Source organism: Bacillus sp. NEB1478 (assembly GCF_031582965.1).
Lineage (GTDB): Bacteria > Bacillota > Bacilli > Bacillales > Fictibacillaceae > Fictibacillus.
On the sequence record NZ_CP134049.1, the window covers coordinates 293,702 to 309,691 of the forward strand.

Sequence of the window (15,990 nt, forward strand, 5' to 3'; positions counted from 1 at the left end):
AACTATTTAGGGGTCTGACCCGGGACAGACCCCTAAAAAAGGAGCCGAAAATGAAAAAAATTATTTTTATCGGAGACAGCATTACAGCTTCTAATAAAAATACAGACCCTGATCGACTTGGAAACGGGTACGTGCGGATGATAAAAGAGCATCTTGAAAGAAGCGACCAAAACCTACAGATCATGAACAAAGGGGTGAACGGCCATCGAATCACAGACCTTGCTTTTCGTTGGAAGCGGGACGTAATTGACCTTGCGCCTGACCTTGTTTCGATTTCAATCGGAGTCAACGACGTATGGAGACAGCTCGATGCAGCAAATCTCCCACAAGTCGACATTGAAAAATTTGAGCATGTTTATAGAGATCTTTTAACGCAGCTTACAACTGCAAACCCAAAAGCAAAAATCGTCCTCATGGAACCTACCATTATCGAGGAAAATCCTGAATCAAAAGGCAACCAAATGCTCATTCCATATGTAGGAATCGTTCAAAAATTAGCCAAAGAGTTTGATGCCGTTTTAGTTCCAACACACGCTGTTTTTATCACGCATCTGAAAAGTGAACCCGAAAAAGCATTAACAACAGATGGTGTACATATGAAAGTGCTAGGCAACGAACTTATGGCGAACGCTTGGTTAAAAGCAGCAAATGAAATTTTATAAGGAATCGGGGATATCATATGAAAAATTGCTCACTTACATTTTACGATCAAACTTATGATGAAGATTTACTCTCCTTCTATTTGCCTTTAGAACAAGAGAAATTTACAGCGCTGCCGGTAGACGCGATAAGAAAATGTGAAGAAGACCAGGAGCGGTATCCCATTGTAATTATAAATACCATCGGGAAGGCAGTTGGCTTTTTCGTGCTGCATCAAGGAGAAAACATAAGAGACTATACGGCCAACACAAATGCGATGGTGGTGCGCGCGCTCTCCATCAATAATAAAGAACAGGGAAAAGGCTATGCGAAGGAAGCGATGATTCGGCTTCCCGAGTTCGTTTCAAAAAAATTCCCGGAAATCAACGAGCTGATTCTCTCCGTAAATTTTAAAAATGAAACCGCAAAAAAAGTGTATGAAAAAGCAGGATTTCAAGATCGTGGACAGGTCAAACACGGTCCAGCCGGCCCTCAATATGTGATGCATTATGATATTGAAAAACAATAATTATACTTTCGTTTTTTCATCCGATTTTAGTGTCTTTTCTACTAAATTTATGAAAAGGGGAAGGTTTTTTATCATTTCTCTTGTATAGAGGGGGTAACCATACAAGGAGGAATGAATGAGATGAAAAGTCATATTTCGATAGGTTTAATTGGATTGGGTGGTATGGCGAATCACCACATGTACCTTTTGTCGCAATTAGAGAACGTATCCGTTGGTGCCATATCGGATGTGAATAAAGAACAGCTTCAAACGGTTGGCGATAAACTGGATATCCCTTTGCATAAAAGATATGAAGATTACGAGGAGCTGATTAGGGATTCAGAAGTGGATGCCGTAATCTCGATTGTTCCAAACATCTTACATGCTAGGATTATCAGCTCTTGTATTGAGCATCAAAAGCCGATCATGACAGAAAAACCGTTCACCCTGAATTTTGAAGAAGCGAAAGATCTTAAGTCTTTATACGAAAAACAGCCAATTCCATGTATGGTTGGGTTTTCTTATCGTTATGTTTCTGCGTTTCGCTATGCAAAAAAACTTTTGCACCAAAATACAATAGGAAAACTCAGGCATATTTCCGTACGTTATTTACAAGATTGGGGCATACCAGCGGTGGAAACTCCTTTAACATGGCGTTTTAAGAAAGCGCTTTCTGGAACAGGTGCACTCGGTGATCTTGGTTCACACATGATAGATGCTGCGCGGTTTTTTGCAGGGGAATTTAAACAAGTAAGAAGCCTAAACACAACATTTGTTAAAGAAAGAGCCTCTATCGATCAGCCATCTCAACTTGAAGAAGTAGATGTTGATGATTATTCAGCCTTTATTGCGCAGCTCGATCATGATATTGTCGGACAGTTCATGACAACACGAAATGCAGTTGGTTTTTCAAACGCTCTGGAAGTGACGCTATTTGGTGAGGAAGGAACGATGGAGCTTTCTTGTGAACGTCCAGATGAAATAAACCTCGTACAATTTAATCATGAACAAAAGACAAGAGAGAAGACGACTGTAGAAGTGCCAGTGACTTACAGGCGGAATCAGTTGGAAGATTTTATAGATTTAATAAAAGGAAATTCTCAGGAAGACTGTCCGAACTTTTATGATGGCTATGAGAACCAAAAAGTATTACATGAAATCATCGAAAGCGCCAAAATGTTCAATGAACGTGAGGCAATAAAATGAGCAGTGTTAATGTTGGCGTTGTAGGAGCGAGCTGGTTTGCGGATTTGTGGTATTTGCCCGTTCTTCAAATGCATCCGTCAGTAAAACTTATTGCGATATGCAGTAAGAACGGAGAAAACGCCAAAATGATGGCAGAGAAATATAACATTCCTGCCACATATACTTCTTATGAAGAAATGTTCAACCAAGAAGAATTAGACGGAATTTGCATTATTACTCCGAATAACACACATTCAGATATCGTTTTAACGGCCGTAAAGAAAGGCTTGCACGTTATATGCGAAAAGCCGCTAGCCATGGATGCTGAAGAATCTGCGAGAATCATAGAAAGTGTGCAAAAATCAGCCATCGTTCATGCTGTGAACTTTACCTATCGTGAAAACCCTGCTGTTAAACAGATGAAAGATTATTTGAATGATAAAAGAATAGGTTCCATTATAGAAGCTGATTTTGAATATTCCGGAGATTATGGAATTAAGTCCTCACCTGGCTGGAGAGGAGATGTACATCTTGGAGGAAGGGGCGGAGTGCTGGCTGACTTAGGCTCGCACCTTATCGATCTGGCACACTATCTATTCGATGGACCAATACAGCCGCAAAGTGCTTCTTATCAAGTTATAAACAGAATCTCAAATGATTTAGACAGAGCTCCTGATTCGGTCTTTTTTACAGCCTCGCTTCCAAATCAAGCTCCTGCCAGTTTCCAGACAAGCTGGGTTCGGTTTCAAGGTGGAAATGGGCAAACAATTAAAATTAATGTCTATGGTGATAAAGGAAAAATGGAGCTGCTTTCCACAGAGTTTGGCATCTCACTCACTGTGCACGATGGGACGAAAAAGACGCATGTGTGGAATGTAAAAGAAGGCAACTGTGAAGAAAATTTCCGTCCTTGGCGCTTAACGTCACAAAACGAAATATGGAAGTGGGCAGATCGAATGACAGAGCCATATGTCCCAGTCAATCAACCCGATTTTTATGACGGTCATGCAACACAAATCGTAATGGAACAAATTCTTGAAAAGGCTGTTTACAGCAAAATTGAAAAATAGATAAGCAAGATGGTGTATATTTTCTCTTCAATCAGAGAAATTGTACACCATTTTTTAATTGATCAAAAAAAGATGTGGATGGTTTTGGAAGATAGTACACCATCCTTGTAATGAAAGCGGTTACAAATAATGCGTAATTTCTGAATAATGAAAGTAACAATAAAGGGGGAGTGAAAGATGCAAAAGCTGTTTTCAAAACTATTAGGTGTACTATCTATTGTGGCATTGCTATTAGTAAGTGCTTGTTCATCTTCTGATAACACATCGGACAAGAGTTCAGGTGATAAAGTAACGATTGAATATTGGCATACTTACAGTGATCAAGAAGAAAAGGTTTTGAAAGAAAAGATAAAACCTTTGTTTGAAAAAGAACATCCAAATATTAAGTTGAAATTGACACGCATGCCTTATGAAGGTTTAAAACAGCAAGTCATTGCTGGCGTATCTGGAAATGCTGCTCCTGACCTAATGAGAATGGACATTATTTGGGTACCTGAGTTTGCAAAAATGGGAGCTTTAAAGGATGTCAGCAGTTTAAAAGGTTTTGATGAGGTTAAATCCTCAGTATTTGAAGGACCGTTAGCTACGAACCAGTTTGAAGATAAATATTACGGTGTTCCGGTGAATACAAACACGAAAGTTGCGATTTATGACAAGAAAGTATTAGACAAAGCGGGTGTAACTGAAACACCAAAAACGATGGAAGAACTTGCAGCTGCTGCAAAAAAAGCAAAAGATGCAGGTGCTAAAGGCGGAATCACGATCGGCGGCGCAAATGCATGGGGAGTCCTCCCTTACTTTTGGAGCTTAGGCGGGAAGTTAACGAACGAAGATTATACAAAGATTGATGGATATGTAAACAGTCCTGAGAGTGTAAAGGCATTGGAACAGCTTATCCAATGGAAAAAAGATGGAATCCTAAGTCCTACGATCCTTGGAGGAGAGCCAGGTGCATGGGATGGAATCAAAAAACATGAATATATGATGCTCGATGATGGACCTTGGTTCTACAGTGTCCTGATGAATGAAGAAAAGAAAAAAGAAGATCCATTAGAATATACGGTTCGCGGACTTATTCCTGAAGGACCTGGGGGAAGCCGTTCAGTTATCGGAGGGGAAGATCTCGTCATCTTTGCCAACTCGAAACATCCTGAAGAAGCATGGACATTTGCAAAATGGATGCTGACAGAAGAGCCTCAGAAGTTAATGGCAGATACAGGCTTAATTCCAACGAACAAGAATGCCGCACAAGATCCTGAGTTTTTAAAAGTTCCATTTGTAAAAGAATATGTGGACCAGCTCGAAACGGCATTACCACGTACACCAATTCCTCAATGGTCTGAATTTGAACAAGTGTTTAACTTGAATCTTGAAAAAGCAATACGCGGAAAGATGTCTGCAAAGCAAGCATTGGATGACACGGCTAAACAAGGTGAAGCCATCCTAAAGAAATAAAGAACAATAGATGCACTTCACATTGTGTGGGGTGCATTTATTCAATCTAAAAGGTTGTTTTCTAAAAGATTGTTGCTTTTGGCGCATCTTGTTTATCCTCTTCATTGAAAAGTTGAATGGAGTGCAAGGTGCGAGACTCCTCGAAAATGAAAATCACATTTTCTTCGTGCGATATATCGCTGCCGTAGCCTTCCTTGTCCTGCGGGAGGAGCGTGCCAGCCACTTGAGTATTCTTCTCGCAAGGCATGCGACGAGGAAACCCTTTTCGGCAGGATTTACTTGTAGACGCAGGAGCACACATGCTTCCTCGAATATGGATCTTCATCCATGTTCCACAGTGGCTCACCGCACGCCCCGTGGAAAGCGAGCATCCTGTAACGGAAATCAACCACTTCCAAGAGCAACAAAGATTGCGAAAACAGCCATCCAAAAACAAGGGGGGAGAACAATGGCAATTCCAAAACCAGAGACGCAGCAGCTTAAGCACCCCGTTCCAAATCCAGGACGAAAAGAAAAAAGTGCGTTCACAAAAGGATTAAAACAATGGGGAGAAGTGTTTCCTTTTATCATTATTGGATTAATCGGAGCCGCTGTTTTTGTCATCTATCCTTTAATTAAAGGGATTATTATGAGTTTTCAAGACTACAACATCATGCCGGGAGCTGATAGTCCTTTTGTTGGTCTTGAGAATTATAAACAAGCTTTTCAAGATGAACAATTCAGATACGCCGTCAGAAATACATTGTTAAATACGGTTGTAACCGTACCGATCAACTGGATATTAGGACTCGTATTTGCGGTGCTCATAAACATGCAATTTATTAAATATAAAATAACATTCCGTACTCTTTATTATTTACCGATCATTACTTCCTGGATCGTAGTCGCCTTTTTGTTCCGTTATTTGTTTGCGGATGGAGAAAACGGTTTGATTAATTATCTTCTGTATAACAAGCTTGGAGTTATAGATGAACCGATCAGCTGGCTGCAGAATCAATGGACAGCAATGATCGTGATTTGGGCATTTCATATTTGGAAAACGGTTGGATGGACGATCGTAATTTATTTAGCTGCACTGCAAGGTATACCAAAAGAACTGTACGAGGCGGCAAGCATTGATGGTGCTAATGGTCTGAAATTGTTCAGAAACATAACCATTCCTTTGCTGGGACCTGTCACAATCTTTGTGTTGATCAATCTCGTAATCGGAGCATTTAATATCTTCCCGCAAGTGTACTTTATTACGAATGGCGGGCCGATCGGACAAACAGAAGTTTTACAAAGCATGATCTATAAAGAAGCTTTCAATAATTTTAAATTCGGATATTCTTCAGCATTAGGTGTCATGATGGGACTTACCATCTTCTTGATCACATGGACACAACAGAAGAAAATCGGAAGACAGCGATTCTTTTAACCATTGATCATTAGAAAGGAGGAACGAACATGTATACAACAAAAACAAGTCTGTTTTGGAAAAGCGTCGTTTACACGATTTTGATTTTAGGTGTGGCGGTGTTCATCATTCCGTTTATTTATATGATTTTAACGACTTTTGTCGATAACGCCTATACATTGCCGCGTCCTAGTGAGGTTTTCTCGGTAACACCTAATCTGGATAACTATGAAACGGTTTGGGAAAAGAATCACTTTTTCCGTTATTTTTTAAATAGTTTATTGATAGCCGGAGTTTCGATGGTAGGCAGTTTATTTTTGGGAGCGATGACCGCCTATGCGTTCGCCCGTTTTCAGTTTCCGATGAAAGAACTGCTGTTTCGCGTGTTTCTTTTTACGATGATGATTCCTGTTGTACTGGCAATCGTGCCTCAGTTCACAGTAATCAACAGCCTCGGACTCGTAAACACATATGCAGGACTATGGCTGCTTTATATCGGCGGGGGAGTCGTGGGTTCCACCTTTTTTCTGCGTGGGTTTTTTGAAACGATTCCAAAAGAACTAGAAGACTCGATCCGCATGGATGGCGGAGGGAACTGGCGTATCTTCTGGAATATTTACTTGCCGCTTTCAAAACCGGCACTTGGAACGATGGCGATCTTCTCATTTTCAGGTACGTGGGATGAGTACTTTGTCGCGCTTACGATCATTAAAGATGAAGCAATGAGAACTTTGCCGATCGCACTCATGATGTTCCAAGGACAGCATGCAAGCAACTGGGCATGGATCTTTGCAGCCTCCATCATTGCACTGCTTCCGGTTGTATTGGTGTACATCATCTTCCAGAAGCATTTTGTGAAAAGTGGTTTGAATGAAGGAAGTGTAAAAGGATGATGAAGAAGCTGGTGCTGTTTGCAGGTGTGATGATATTGCTGGCGGCCTGTTCATCAAAAAGTGCAGTCGTTGAAGTGGATGAAAACAAGGAACAAAAAACGTACGTATCATCAATTGAAACCGATAAAGCGGTCTACAAACCAGGTGATACAGTTCTGCTAAAAGTCAATCTGAAGCGGGATTTAAGCGGTGAGCGACTGCAGATCCGATATCGATTTGGAAACAAAATTGTAAAAGAAGAAGAGAAGAAACTGGATAAAGGTAAAACGTTCAGCTGGAAGTGGAAACCACCCGCTCAGAACGAAAAAGGATACATGGTTGAAGTCCTTCTAAAAAAAGGAAAAGATTATGTGGATCATGTAAATGTTGCAGTCGATGTTTCTGAAGATTGGTCTAAATTCCCTCGGTATGGTTATTTAGCTGACTTTGAAGCAATGGACAAAACAGAACAGGAAGAAATTATGAAGCGGTTAAACCGGTACCATATAAACGGTATACAATTTTACGACTGGCAATACAAGCATCACCAGCCTCTTCCTTCTGAGGGAAGCCCGCTGCAAAAAGAATGGCCAGATATTGCGAACCGCCCGGTTTCACATGATACAGTTCAAAACTATATTGATCTTTCCCACAAATTCAACATGAAGGCGATGAATTATAATCTATTATTTGGCGCGTATGAAGGGGCAGAAAAAGAAGGTGTGAAGCCGGAATGGGGGCTTTATCAAGATTCAGCCCATGAGACACAAGACTTTCATCCTCTGCCGGATTCTTGGGCAAGTAATATTATGCTTCAGGATCCTGCCAACAAAGAGTGGCAATCTTTTTTAATAGAAAAAGAGCAGGAAGTGTTCAGCAAACTTCCTTTTGATGGCTGGCATGTCGATCAGTTAGGCGACCGAGGAATGCGCTGGAACTATGATGGAGAAATAACTTCCCTTGAAGAAGGGTATGTCTCGTTTTTAGAGGAAGCGAAGAAACAATTAAACGTTCCACTTGTTATGAATGCTGTCAACCAGTATGGGCAAATCAACATCAGCCAGAAAGCGCCTGTCGACTTTTTATATACAGAAGTTTGGGAGCCTTATACGAAATACAGCCATCTTAAACAAATCATCGATCAAAATAATAACTTCAGTGGTTTTAAGAAAAATACGGTACTCGCGGCCTATATGAACTATGATCTCTCAAATAGCTTAGGTGAATTTAACACACCAGCAGTCCTTTTAACGAACGCAGTGATCTTTTCATCGGGTGGATCTCATCTTGAACTTGGAGAGAACATGCTTTCCAAAGAATATTTTCCGCACAAAAAATTAGAGATCACTGAAAAGTTAAAGAAACAATTAATCTCTTACTATGACTTTTTGACAGGATATCAAAATTTCTTGAGAGATGGAGTGAAACCATCTTCATTGGAAGTGCGCGCTGACTCGTTGAAACTCTCTCCTGAGTTCAACAAAGTTGAAGTCTATTATTCTGCATATGAAAAAGCAAATAACGAAATCGTGCATCTCATCAATTTTTCGGATGCTTCAACAATGGATTGGCAGGATAATGAAGGCATACAGGCGGAACCAAAAGAAAAGAAAGAGATCGAGTTGGATATTTTTACTGATAAAAAAGTAGAAAAGGTATGGATGGCCTCTCCGGACCAATATTTGGGTTCTCCACTTTCGCTAGATTTCAAGCAAAAGAATGATAAAATGACTGTAACTCTACCATCCCTTAAATACTGGGATATGCTTGTTATAGAATACGCGAAATAAAAATCAACAGAGGGGCTGGAACGGATGATCCGACACATGTGGCAAAAGCAAAGTATTGCGGTTAAATTAATCGCAGCATTCCTTGTCGTCATCTTGATTCCAGCTTTTTTCCTTAGTTTTTTATATTACAATTCATCTTCATCCATCATTAAACAAAATGTCCGCGAATCATCTCTTCAGATTACGAAACAAGCAGCAAACACCCTCTCTTATATTTTTACAATTGGCAGTGACACTTCAGATCTGATCTACGGAGACCCGTCACTTCAGAGTATCGTTAAAATGGACAGCAACCCTGATGTTAAGGGTTTGGAAAGACAAATAAACAACAAAAATTTGACGGATAAGCTCAACAACTATGTTTTTTCCAGTTCGTTCGTCAAAATCATCTACGTGCTAAAAGAGGAGAATACAAGCTGGGGAAGCGGTACATTCTCGTTTTATAAATGGGATAATGAACGTAAAAATGAGCTTCAGTGGCTGAAGGATGCTCGAGAAAAAGAGGGCGAACTCGTTTGGATGGGCTTGCAAAAAGACAAATACAGCGGAGGAGGAAGCAACACAGAGATCGTTCTTCCTGTCGGCCGGGTATTAAAGGATTTTCAAACACTGGAAAACATCGGCTATTGTTTAGTGAATCTGGACGGCAAGAACATTTTAGCCAAGATTAATCAATTGAAACTAGGGAAGACCGGTAAATTTTTTGTTGTGAACGAACACGGCGAAATCATGATTCACCCCGATCTTTCTAAGGTTGGCACGAAACTGGATAATCAAGAGCTTTATCATTCTGTCATAGAAGAGAACAAAGCGGAGTTCGAATTCGTTCAAAAGGATACTGATTATTATGGGGTGAAGCAGCCGTTAAGCAACGGCTGGCTCATTGTAGGTACGGTTCCGATCCATGAAATCACCGACCAGATGGATGAGCTGCACCAGCTTATACTTCTTTCTTCGATAGGGCTGACGATTGCAGCAATTCTAGTGGGACTTTATATCGCAGGCAAAATAACACGCCCGATCAAACAGCTCACGAATCAAATGGAAAGTGTAGGAAAAGGGAATTTAAAAGCTAGAACGAATGTGTTTTCCTTTGATGAGATCGGCGTCATGAGTGAACAGTTCAATAAAATGATTATCCGGGTAGAGCACTTAATGGAAACTGTGGAAGAGGAGCGAAGCAAAAAGCAGCGGGCAGAGTTAAGGGCGATCAAACACAGAATCAATCCTCACTTCTTATTTAACACATTAAGCACGATCAAATGGCTGATCCAGTTTAAGCAAAACGAAAAAGCAAATGAAGCAATAACAGCTTTAACTCGTCTATTGGATGCCAACATGGGCAAGAAAGGGAATTTTATTTCAGTTGCAGAAGAATTAGATATTATTGAAAAATATTTAGTTATTTTACAAATCAGATACGATCGTGAATTTCATATTACGGTTGAAGTCGATCAGAAGATTAGCGATTTCACTATACCAAGAATGCTTTTACAGCCTATCGTTGAAAATGCGATTTTCCATGGCATTGTTCCAACAGAAAAAGATGGCATGATTCATATTAAGGCAGAGAAATGGGACAGTGCAGTGAAGTTTACGATCTCTGATAACGGCAAAGGATTCGATCCGACTCAACTAAAGCTTGTGAAAAATATGGAAGATTCCATACAACATGGTTTCGTCGGGATAGGTCTTGCACACGTACATGAAAGCATTCATTTATATTACGCCCCAAAATCTGAGATGCTGATTGAGAGCGAAGAAGGAAAGGGTACAAAGATTACTTTGCTTCTCTATTCGGGCAAGGAGGGTGAGGAACATGTATAAAGTGATGATAGTGGATGATGAACCAGTTATTCGGAACGGATTGAAAGCATCGATACCCTGGGACCGTGAACCCTTTGAATTAACAGGAGCATTTGCGAATGGAAAGGAAGCACTGGCATATTTTGAAGAGCAGCGGCCAGACATCTTAATCACCGATATTAAAATGCCGATCATGGATGGAATTGAGCTGGCCAGGGAAGCATTGCAGATCCATCCTTCGCTAAAAATCATTTTTGTAAGCAGTTACAGCGATTTTGATTACGTGAGAGAAGGCCTTAAAATTGGCGCCGTTGATTATTTGCTGAAACCAACATTAGAGCCGGAAGATTTAGTGAATCTATTAAAAAAATGTACCCATTTGATTGAACAAGAGCAAAAGATTCAGCAGAATCTAGACGAATATAAGCAAAATCAGCAAGGGTATCATCGAAAAGAGCTCGAACAAAAACTAAAGCTGCTTTTCACTTCAAAACAGTATGAATATGATGAGGCTGAATGGAATACTTCCTTTCCTGACGGATACACAGTGTGTTATGGCTCGCTAAACAACAAAAAAGATTTAGAAGAGAAAAAAGGTGATCTCTATTTGAGTATGAAGTCAGAAGAAGCAGCAGAAACGTTTTATAGACATTTTGACGAAGGTGTCATGTTTTCTTTATACAACGCGGATGTTGTTCTTACGATGCCGTATTCAAGTGAAATGAAATCACAGCTTCACCACATTAAGAATGAATTGGAAAATGAAACAGAGATCACCTTATCGATGGGCTATCAATCTGGAGAATGCATGAACGAATTTCAGACGTGCTTCCTTCAGGCAAAAGAGGCGTGTGACTATCATTTTTATCACCCTGACCATGATGAAATTTATCACTTTGAAAACAAATTTGAAATCAATCAGGAGAAAAATAATTTTTCGATTTTGTTTAAAGAAGCCATGAATGAAAGTGATGAAACGAGAATTAACATGCTGCAAGAACAATGGCTTAAAGATTGGGAAGCAGGGACAAGACCGCCTGAAGATATAAAGCGTGAAGCAGGAGAACTTCTGAGCAGCCGTTTTCAAAGGAAGGTAGATATTCCATTACTGATGCAAAAAGTGGATGAACTTGCTCAAACGGAATCATTAGCTGAAATGAAAGAACTGCTATTTAGGACCATTGTGGAATGGGAAGAGGGATATCACATTTCGTTCGATTCACTCACGAGCCATCAGCAGCTCATGGAGAAAGCGATCCATTATATCCAACAACATTACACATCAGAGATCACGCTGCAAAAAATAGCTGACTACACGTTTATCAGTAAAAACTATTTCAGTATTCTATTTAAAAAATACATGAACCAAAACTTTCTGGATTATGTCATTTCATTGCGAATAAAAAAGGCGGAGGAACTTTTAGGCAATACTTCATTAAAAGTGTATGAGGTCGCTTATAAATCAGGTTTTAACGATGTAAAATATTTCAGCAAATTATTTAAAAAACTGACGGGTTACAGTCCAGTGGATTATCGGGAAAAAGCACAGATGACGACGAAATAAGAAAAGGATGAGCGGGATGGCTAAACAGCAAACTTTGAAAATTTTTATGTTATTTCTTTCTCTATGTTTAGCTTTTCTCGTAAATGGCTGTTCGGATCAGATCATTTCAAACAACGAAACCGTTTCGTCCCTTAAAAAAGAGGATAAAGTAACAAAAGTTGTTTATTGGCACACATACAGTGATGAAGAAACGAGGGTATTTGAAGAGGAACTGATTCCGCTGTTTCAAAAAGAACACCCGGCAATCAAGATCGAATCAGTCCGTCAGCCTTACAACGATCATTTAAAGACAGCCCTCATCTCAAAAGGCTCATCCAACCAGGCGCCAGATGTTGTAAGAATGGACATAGCCTGGGTTCCTGAATTTGCTTCCCTTGGACTTTTAGTACCTCTCGATAATTTTGAAGGTTTTACCGATAAGAAAAAAACGCTATTTCCTAATGCACTGGAGACGAATTTTTACAAAGGACTGTACTATGGAATTCCTGTAAATCTTACAACGAAAGCGGCTATTTACAATCGAATTTCTTTAAAACTCGCAGGAGTAAATTCACCGCCAGAAACGATGGAACAATTTCTGAAACTGACGGAAAATATGAAAGGTAAAAGCTTTATTGGAATGAAAGGACTCAACGCATGGGACAGCCTGCCTTATTTCTGGGGTCTTGGCGGGAAGCTGACGAATAGCGATTACTCGAAAGCATCCGGGTATTTAAATAGCCCGGAGAGTGTTAATGCGGTCGCCACGATAAAGAACTGGAACGAAAACGGACTGCTTCATCCGGACTTGCCATCGGGTTCAATTGATACGTGGAACGCCATCTTGCAGGGACATGCTTTTATGGCAGAAGACGGCCCGTGGTTTTATAGTGTTTTATCGAGTTCCTATTATAAAGTGGATCAGCTCATGAATGTCACGATTCCATTTCATTTTCCTTTGGATCAAGAAGGGAAAGGCTCCATACTTGGCGGTGAGAACCTTGTTATGATGAAAGGAACGAAGAAAAAAGAAGCCGCTTGGACTTTCATGAAGTGGATGACCAATGAAAAAATTCAGCAGCACATGTTTAAATCAGGCATTCTTCCAGCAAATAAAGAGGCAGCCAATTCATCAGCTGTATTGAAAACATCCTATATTAAAGCGTATGTTGACGGATTAGAAAATGCACGCTTACGGCCGCCAGTGAAAAGCTGGTCCCGCATGGAAAACATCTATACAAAAGCAATGGAAGCCATGATTTATCGTGATGAAGATATACAAACGACTTTAAACAAAGCCGCCTTTGAAATGGATCAGCTGTTAAATCGTGAATGATTTTTCTAGAAATTGTTAAGCGTCTGTTAATATTATGCAGGGCATGTAAAGCCTTCGTTAGAACTTGGTAAATTCAGTCTTTTCGGTGTTTTTTCGTGATATATTCTGAGCAAGGGACAGACAAATCCCGAAACTCATGCATTTAAATCATAATAAACATCCGAAGGGAGCAGTTAGAAATGAGCAAAATCTTTTTAGCGAAAATCGGAGCATCTCTTATGGCCATTATGTTAATTACTGCATGCGGAAATCAGGACGACGACAAAAAAGACGAATCAAAAACAGAACAATCTTCAACTGATCAAGGTTCATCTGATGACTCATCTCAATAATAGATTGAAAAGAAGCCGGGCCTCTACCTACCAGAGAGGACCCGGTTTTTTAAGTTTAAGGTGAGTTAGTGATAAGCTATGCATGAGCTGCGCGAGTCGAATGTTGTCGACTCGTGGTTAAATCGAAAATAACGTGGAATTATCGAAAATAAAGCGGGGAATATCGAAAATAACGTGGGATTAATTGAAATAACGTGGAATTATTGGACATTACCGTGGAATTAATTAAAAATGATAGCTTCAAAAGGCACTTTATAACAAAAAACAACCCAAAAGTGGCTTAATCCACTTTTGAGTAGTTAAAATAATCTCATTATTTATCTTTTTTACCTTGATCTTTACCTTTTTCATCATGATTTTCTTTATTTTTTTGATGATCATCGTTGTTTTGATCATGATTTTCACTGTGATCACGTTCATCTTTGTCTTGATTCTTTTCACCGAGCTCATCTTTTTTATTACGCTGTTGCGGAGTCTCTGCCTTTTTCGGTTTCTCAATCTTTGGCTGTACATTTTTAGGCTGTTCTTTTTTAACTTCAGGCTTTTTAGGCTCATCTTTTACTGGATAAACGTTTTTGTCCTTATGATCCGTTACTTTTTTCACGGGAACAGCGATTGCTGGCGCTGGAGCTTCTTCTGTTTCATCCATTTCATCAGCCGGCTCCGTAACTACTGGCTCTTCTGAATCTGTTGTTTCAGGTGTTTCAGGTGTTTCAGTTGTTGCTGGGACGTCTGTTGATGTTTCCTCTTCTTTATCTTGATCTTCATCTTCAGCTTTTTTATTGTGTCTCATTTCATGCTTTGCGATCTTTTTCTCCAGTTTTCCAAAAGTTTTTGCAATGTTTTTAGACAGTGCTTCTTGGGCTTTTGGGTTATCGATTTTTTCAAGTGCAGCCATTAGCGACACGATGTTTTGAAAGAATTTTTTCTCTAATTCGGTAGCGGGTTTTTCGCTTTCGTCTGATGTTGTTTCCTCGTCGTTAGTTGCAGATTCATCATTATTTGTGGATGATTCCTCACTAGAAGTATTCTCATCAGCAGTTTCATCATTTGTTGTTGCTTCATCATCCGTTGTCGTTGTTTCTGGATTTGCTTCAGAATCTGTGTCTTTTGCAGCTTCTTCCTCTTTTTTCACTGCTTCTTCTTGCTGTGCGACCGCTTCCTCTAATAGTTTGGCAGCATCATCATAGCTTCCTTCTTTTATAAGGGCGTTTGCTTCTTTAATGCGTTCAGCGGCGAAATCGGCCAATAGCTTAGCTTGGTCCATATCATCGGTCGTCATAGCGAGCTGGATTTTTTCCATCATGATTTTAACAAAATAAAAGAAATCTCCAGGAATTAAGTCGGGAGCTTCTTCAGTTGGTGTTTCCTCTGCTGGCTCTTCAGCATCTGTTGGATCTTCTGCTGTCACATCATCTGATGTATTTTCATCTGTAGTTCCACTTGCTTCAGTTGATGGAGTGTCAACTGTATCGTTTACTTCTGTTTCGTCATTCTGTGTTTCTGTAGTAGTCGTTTCGTTTGTGTTCGCGAAAACGGCGGGTCCGAATGATGTTGTTGCTAATCCTAATGCTAAAAATGAACTCAAAATCTTCTTCACTTCTTATTCTCCCTTTCTCAAATAAAATGAAATTAAAAAGACACACTTATGCCGTTTGGCGGAGTGTGCTCCGGGAAAAACGGCAGCTGGCTGGCAATGCAAAATTGTGCAGAAGCCCCTGTAGCTTTGCGTCGCTATGTTTCCATAGGTTTGCCTTTATCTTTTTAAGTTCCAAATAAAATGTATTCAATTCACTTTAAACTGTAAAAATATGTCGAACAAGTAACCGTTTTCCTATTTTCTTAAAAGATGAGTTATAAAATATTTCATTTTAATGGTAATTGATGCCTATTAAAAAATGTAAATCTCAGCCGAAAGTCATATTTTCCATTAAAAGAAAACATGCCATAATATAGGAGTGAAAGCGCTATCTTTTTTGTTTGTGCAAACGCTTTCTCCAATATGGATCAACTTTAAAGGGAGGATTTTTGTGAGGAAGAGAAAATCATTTAAATCAG

General features: G+C 39.7%; 14 protein-coding genes and 1 riboswitch. Of the genes, 12 read left to right on the plus strand and 2 right to left on the minus strand.

Going from position 1 to position 15,990, the window contains the following annotated elements; genetic code table 11:
* Window positions 1-50 precede the first annotated feature (50 nt).
* The 5 genes from RGB74_RS01445 to RGB74_RS01465 all read left to right on the plus strand — a co-directional run bounded on the left by RGB74_RS01445 (window position 51) and on the right by RGB74_RS01465 (window position 4,857).
* Complete coding sequence (locus RGB74_RS01445) at window positions 51-662, plus strand: SGNH/GDSL hydrolase family protein (protein ID WP_310761214.1); 612 nt, start codon at window positions 51-53, stop codon at window positions 660-662.
* Window positions 663-679: 17 nt separating this feature from the next.
* Window positions 680-1,168 carry a GNAT family N-acetyltransferase gene (locus tag RGB74_RS01450; RefSeq protein WP_310761215.1) on the plus strand — a complete coding sequence of 163 codons (489 nt, stop codon included), beginning with the start codon at window positions 680-682 and terminating at the stop codon, window positions 1,166-1,168.
* Between the two features lie 120 nt (window positions 1,169-1,288).
* On the plus strand, window positions 1,289-2,353 hold the full coding sequence (locus RGB74_RS01455; protein ID WP_310761216.1) for a Gfo/Idh/MocA family protein: 1,065 nt from the start codon (window positions 1,289-1,291) through the stop codon (window positions 2,351-2,353).
* Window positions 2,350-3,402: a Gfo/Idh/MocA family protein gene (locus RGB74_RS01460; RefSeq protein ID WP_310761217.1), complete on the plus strand. Its 1,053-nt coding sequence runs from the start codon at window positions 2,350-2,352 to the stop codon at window positions 3,400-3,402. The genes RGB74_RS01455 and RGB74_RS01460 overlap by 4 nt, the downstream gene beginning before the upstream one ends.
* Window positions 3,403-3,579: 177 nt before the next feature.
* Complete coding sequence (locus tag RGB74_RS01465) at window positions 3,580-4,857, plus strand: extracellular solute-binding protein (protein ID WP_310761218.1); 1,278 nt, start codon at window positions 3,580-3,582, stop codon at window positions 4,855-4,857.
* Window positions 4,858-4,918: 61 nt separating this feature from the next.
* Here RGB74_RS01465 and RGB74_RS01470 read toward each other — a convergent pair whose 3' ends face one another.
* Window positions 4,919-5,182, minus strand: a complete 264-nt coding sequence (locus RGB74_RS01470; protein WP_310761219.1) for a hypothetical protein — start codon at window positions 5,180-5,182, stop codon at window positions 4,919-4,921.
* A 123-nt stretch (window positions 5,183-5,305) separates the two neighbouring features.
* On the opposite strand from RGB74_RS01470, the gene RGB74_RS01475 reads away from it, so the two are divergent.
* The 7 genes from RGB74_RS01475 (at window position 5,306) to RGB74_RS01505 (ending at window position 13,932) form a co-directional block, all read left to right on the plus strand.
* Complete coding sequence (locus RGB74_RS01475) at window positions 5,306-6,274, plus strand: carbohydrate ABC transporter permease (protein WP_310761220.1); 969 nt, start codon at window positions 5,306-5,308, stop codon at window positions 6,272-6,274.
* A 29-nt stretch (window positions 6,275-6,303) separates the two neighbouring features.
* Entirely contained in the window at window positions 6,304-7,146 is an 843-nt protein-coding gene (locus tag RGB74_RS01480; RefSeq protein WP_310761221.1) for a carbohydrate ABC transporter permease, read from the plus strand.
* Window positions 7,143-8,915: a glycoside hydrolase family 66 protein gene (locus tag RGB74_RS01485; RefSeq protein WP_310761222.1), complete on the plus strand. Its 1,773-nt coding sequence runs from the start codon at window positions 7,143-7,145 to the stop codon at window positions 8,913-8,915. The genes RGB74_RS01480 and RGB74_RS01485 overlap by 4 nt, the downstream gene beginning before the upstream one ends.
* A 24-nt stretch (window positions 8,916-8,939) precedes the next feature.
* Window positions 8,940-10,742 carry a cache domain-containing sensor histidine kinase gene (locus RGB74_RS01490; protein WP_310761223.1) on the plus strand — a complete coding sequence of 601 codons (1,803 nt, stop codon included), beginning with the start codon at window positions 8,940-8,942 and terminating at the stop codon, window positions 10,740-10,742.
* Window positions 10,735-12,285, plus strand: a complete 1,551-nt coding sequence (locus RGB74_RS01495; protein WP_310761224.1) for a response regulator transcription factor — start codon at window positions 10,735-10,737, stop codon at window positions 12,283-12,285. Before RGB74_RS01490 ends, RGB74_RS01495 begins: the two co-directional genes overlap by 8 nt.
* Window positions 12,286-12,301: 16 nt before the next feature.
* Window positions 12,302-13,600: an extracellular solute-binding protein gene (locus tag RGB74_RS01500; protein WP_310761225.1), complete on the plus strand. Its 1,299-nt coding sequence runs from the start codon at window positions 12,302-12,304 to the stop codon at window positions 13,598-13,600.
* Between the two features lie 179 nt (window positions 13,601-13,779).
* Window positions 13,780-13,932, plus strand: a complete 153-nt coding sequence (locus RGB74_RS01505; protein WP_310761226.1) for a hypothetical protein — start codon at window positions 13,780-13,782, stop codon at window positions 13,930-13,932.
* A 313-nt stretch (window positions 13,933-14,245) separates the two neighbouring features.
* On the opposite strand, the gene RGB74_RS01510 is transcribed toward RGB74_RS01505, so the two are convergent.
* Window positions 14,246-15,532 (minus strand): DUF5667 domain-containing protein, encoded by a 1,287-nt coding sequence (locus tag RGB74_RS01510; RefSeq protein ID WP_310761227.1) that lies wholly within the window; start codon window positions 15,530-15,532, stop codon window positions 14,246-14,248.
* Between the two features lie 78 nt (window positions 15,533-15,610).
* A riboswitch (cyclic di-GMP riboswitch) is annotated at window positions 15,611-15,697 on the minus strand.
* Window positions 15,698-15,990 lie beyond the last annotated feature (293 nt).

Bases quoted from the DNA above. Each gene is read 5' to 3' on its own strand.
- RGB74_RS01445 (WP_310761214.1), top strand. From the start codon at position 51: ATGAAAAAAATTATTTTTATCGGAGACAGCATTACAGCTTCTAATAAA.
- RGB74_RS01450 (WP_310761215.1), top strand. From the start codon at position 680: ATGAAAAATTGCTCACTTACATTTTACGATCAAACTTATGATGAAGAT.
- RGB74_RS01455 (WP_310761216.1), top strand. From the start codon at position 1,289: ATGAAAAGTCATATTTCGATAGGTTTAATTGGATTGGGTGGTATGGCG.
- RGB74_RS01460 (WP_310761217.1), top strand. From the start codon at position 2,350: ATGAGCAGTGTTAATGTTGGCGTTGTAGGAGCGAGCTGGTTTGCGGAT.
- RGB74_RS01465 (WP_310761218.1), top strand. From the start codon at position 3,580: ATGCAAAAGCTGTTTTCAAAACTATTAGGTGTACTATCTATTGTGGCA.
- RGB74_RS01470 (WP_310761219.1), bottom strand. From the start codon at position 5,182: ATGAAGATCCATATTCGAGGAAGCATGTGTGCTCCTGCGTCTACAAGT.
- RGB74_RS01475 (WP_310761220.1), top strand. From the start codon at position 5,306: ATGGCAATTCCAAAACCAGAGACGCAGCAGCTTAAGCACCCCGTTCCA.
- RGB74_RS01480 (WP_310761221.1), top strand. From the start codon at position 6,304: ATGTATACAACAAAAACAAGTCTGTTTTGGAAAAGCGTCGTTTACACG.
- RGB74_RS01485 (WP_310761222.1), top strand. From the start codon at position 7,143: ATGATGAAGAAGCTGGTGCTGTTTGCAGGTGTGATGATATTGCTGGCG.
- RGB74_RS01490 (WP_310761223.1), top strand. From the start codon at position 8,940: ATGATCCGACACATGTGGCAAAAGCAAAGTATTGCGGTTAAATTAATC.
- RGB74_RS01495 (WP_310761224.1), top strand. From the start codon at position 10,735: ATGTATAAAGTGATGATAGTGGATGATGAACCAGTTATTCGGAACGGA.
- RGB74_RS01500 (WP_310761225.1), top strand. From the start codon at position 12,302: ATGGCTAAACAGCAAACTTTGAAAATTTTTATGTTATTTCTTTCTCTA.
- RGB74_RS01505 (WP_310761226.1), top strand. From the start codon at position 13,780: ATGAGCAAAATCTTTTTAGCGAAAATCGGAGCATCTCTTATGGCCATT.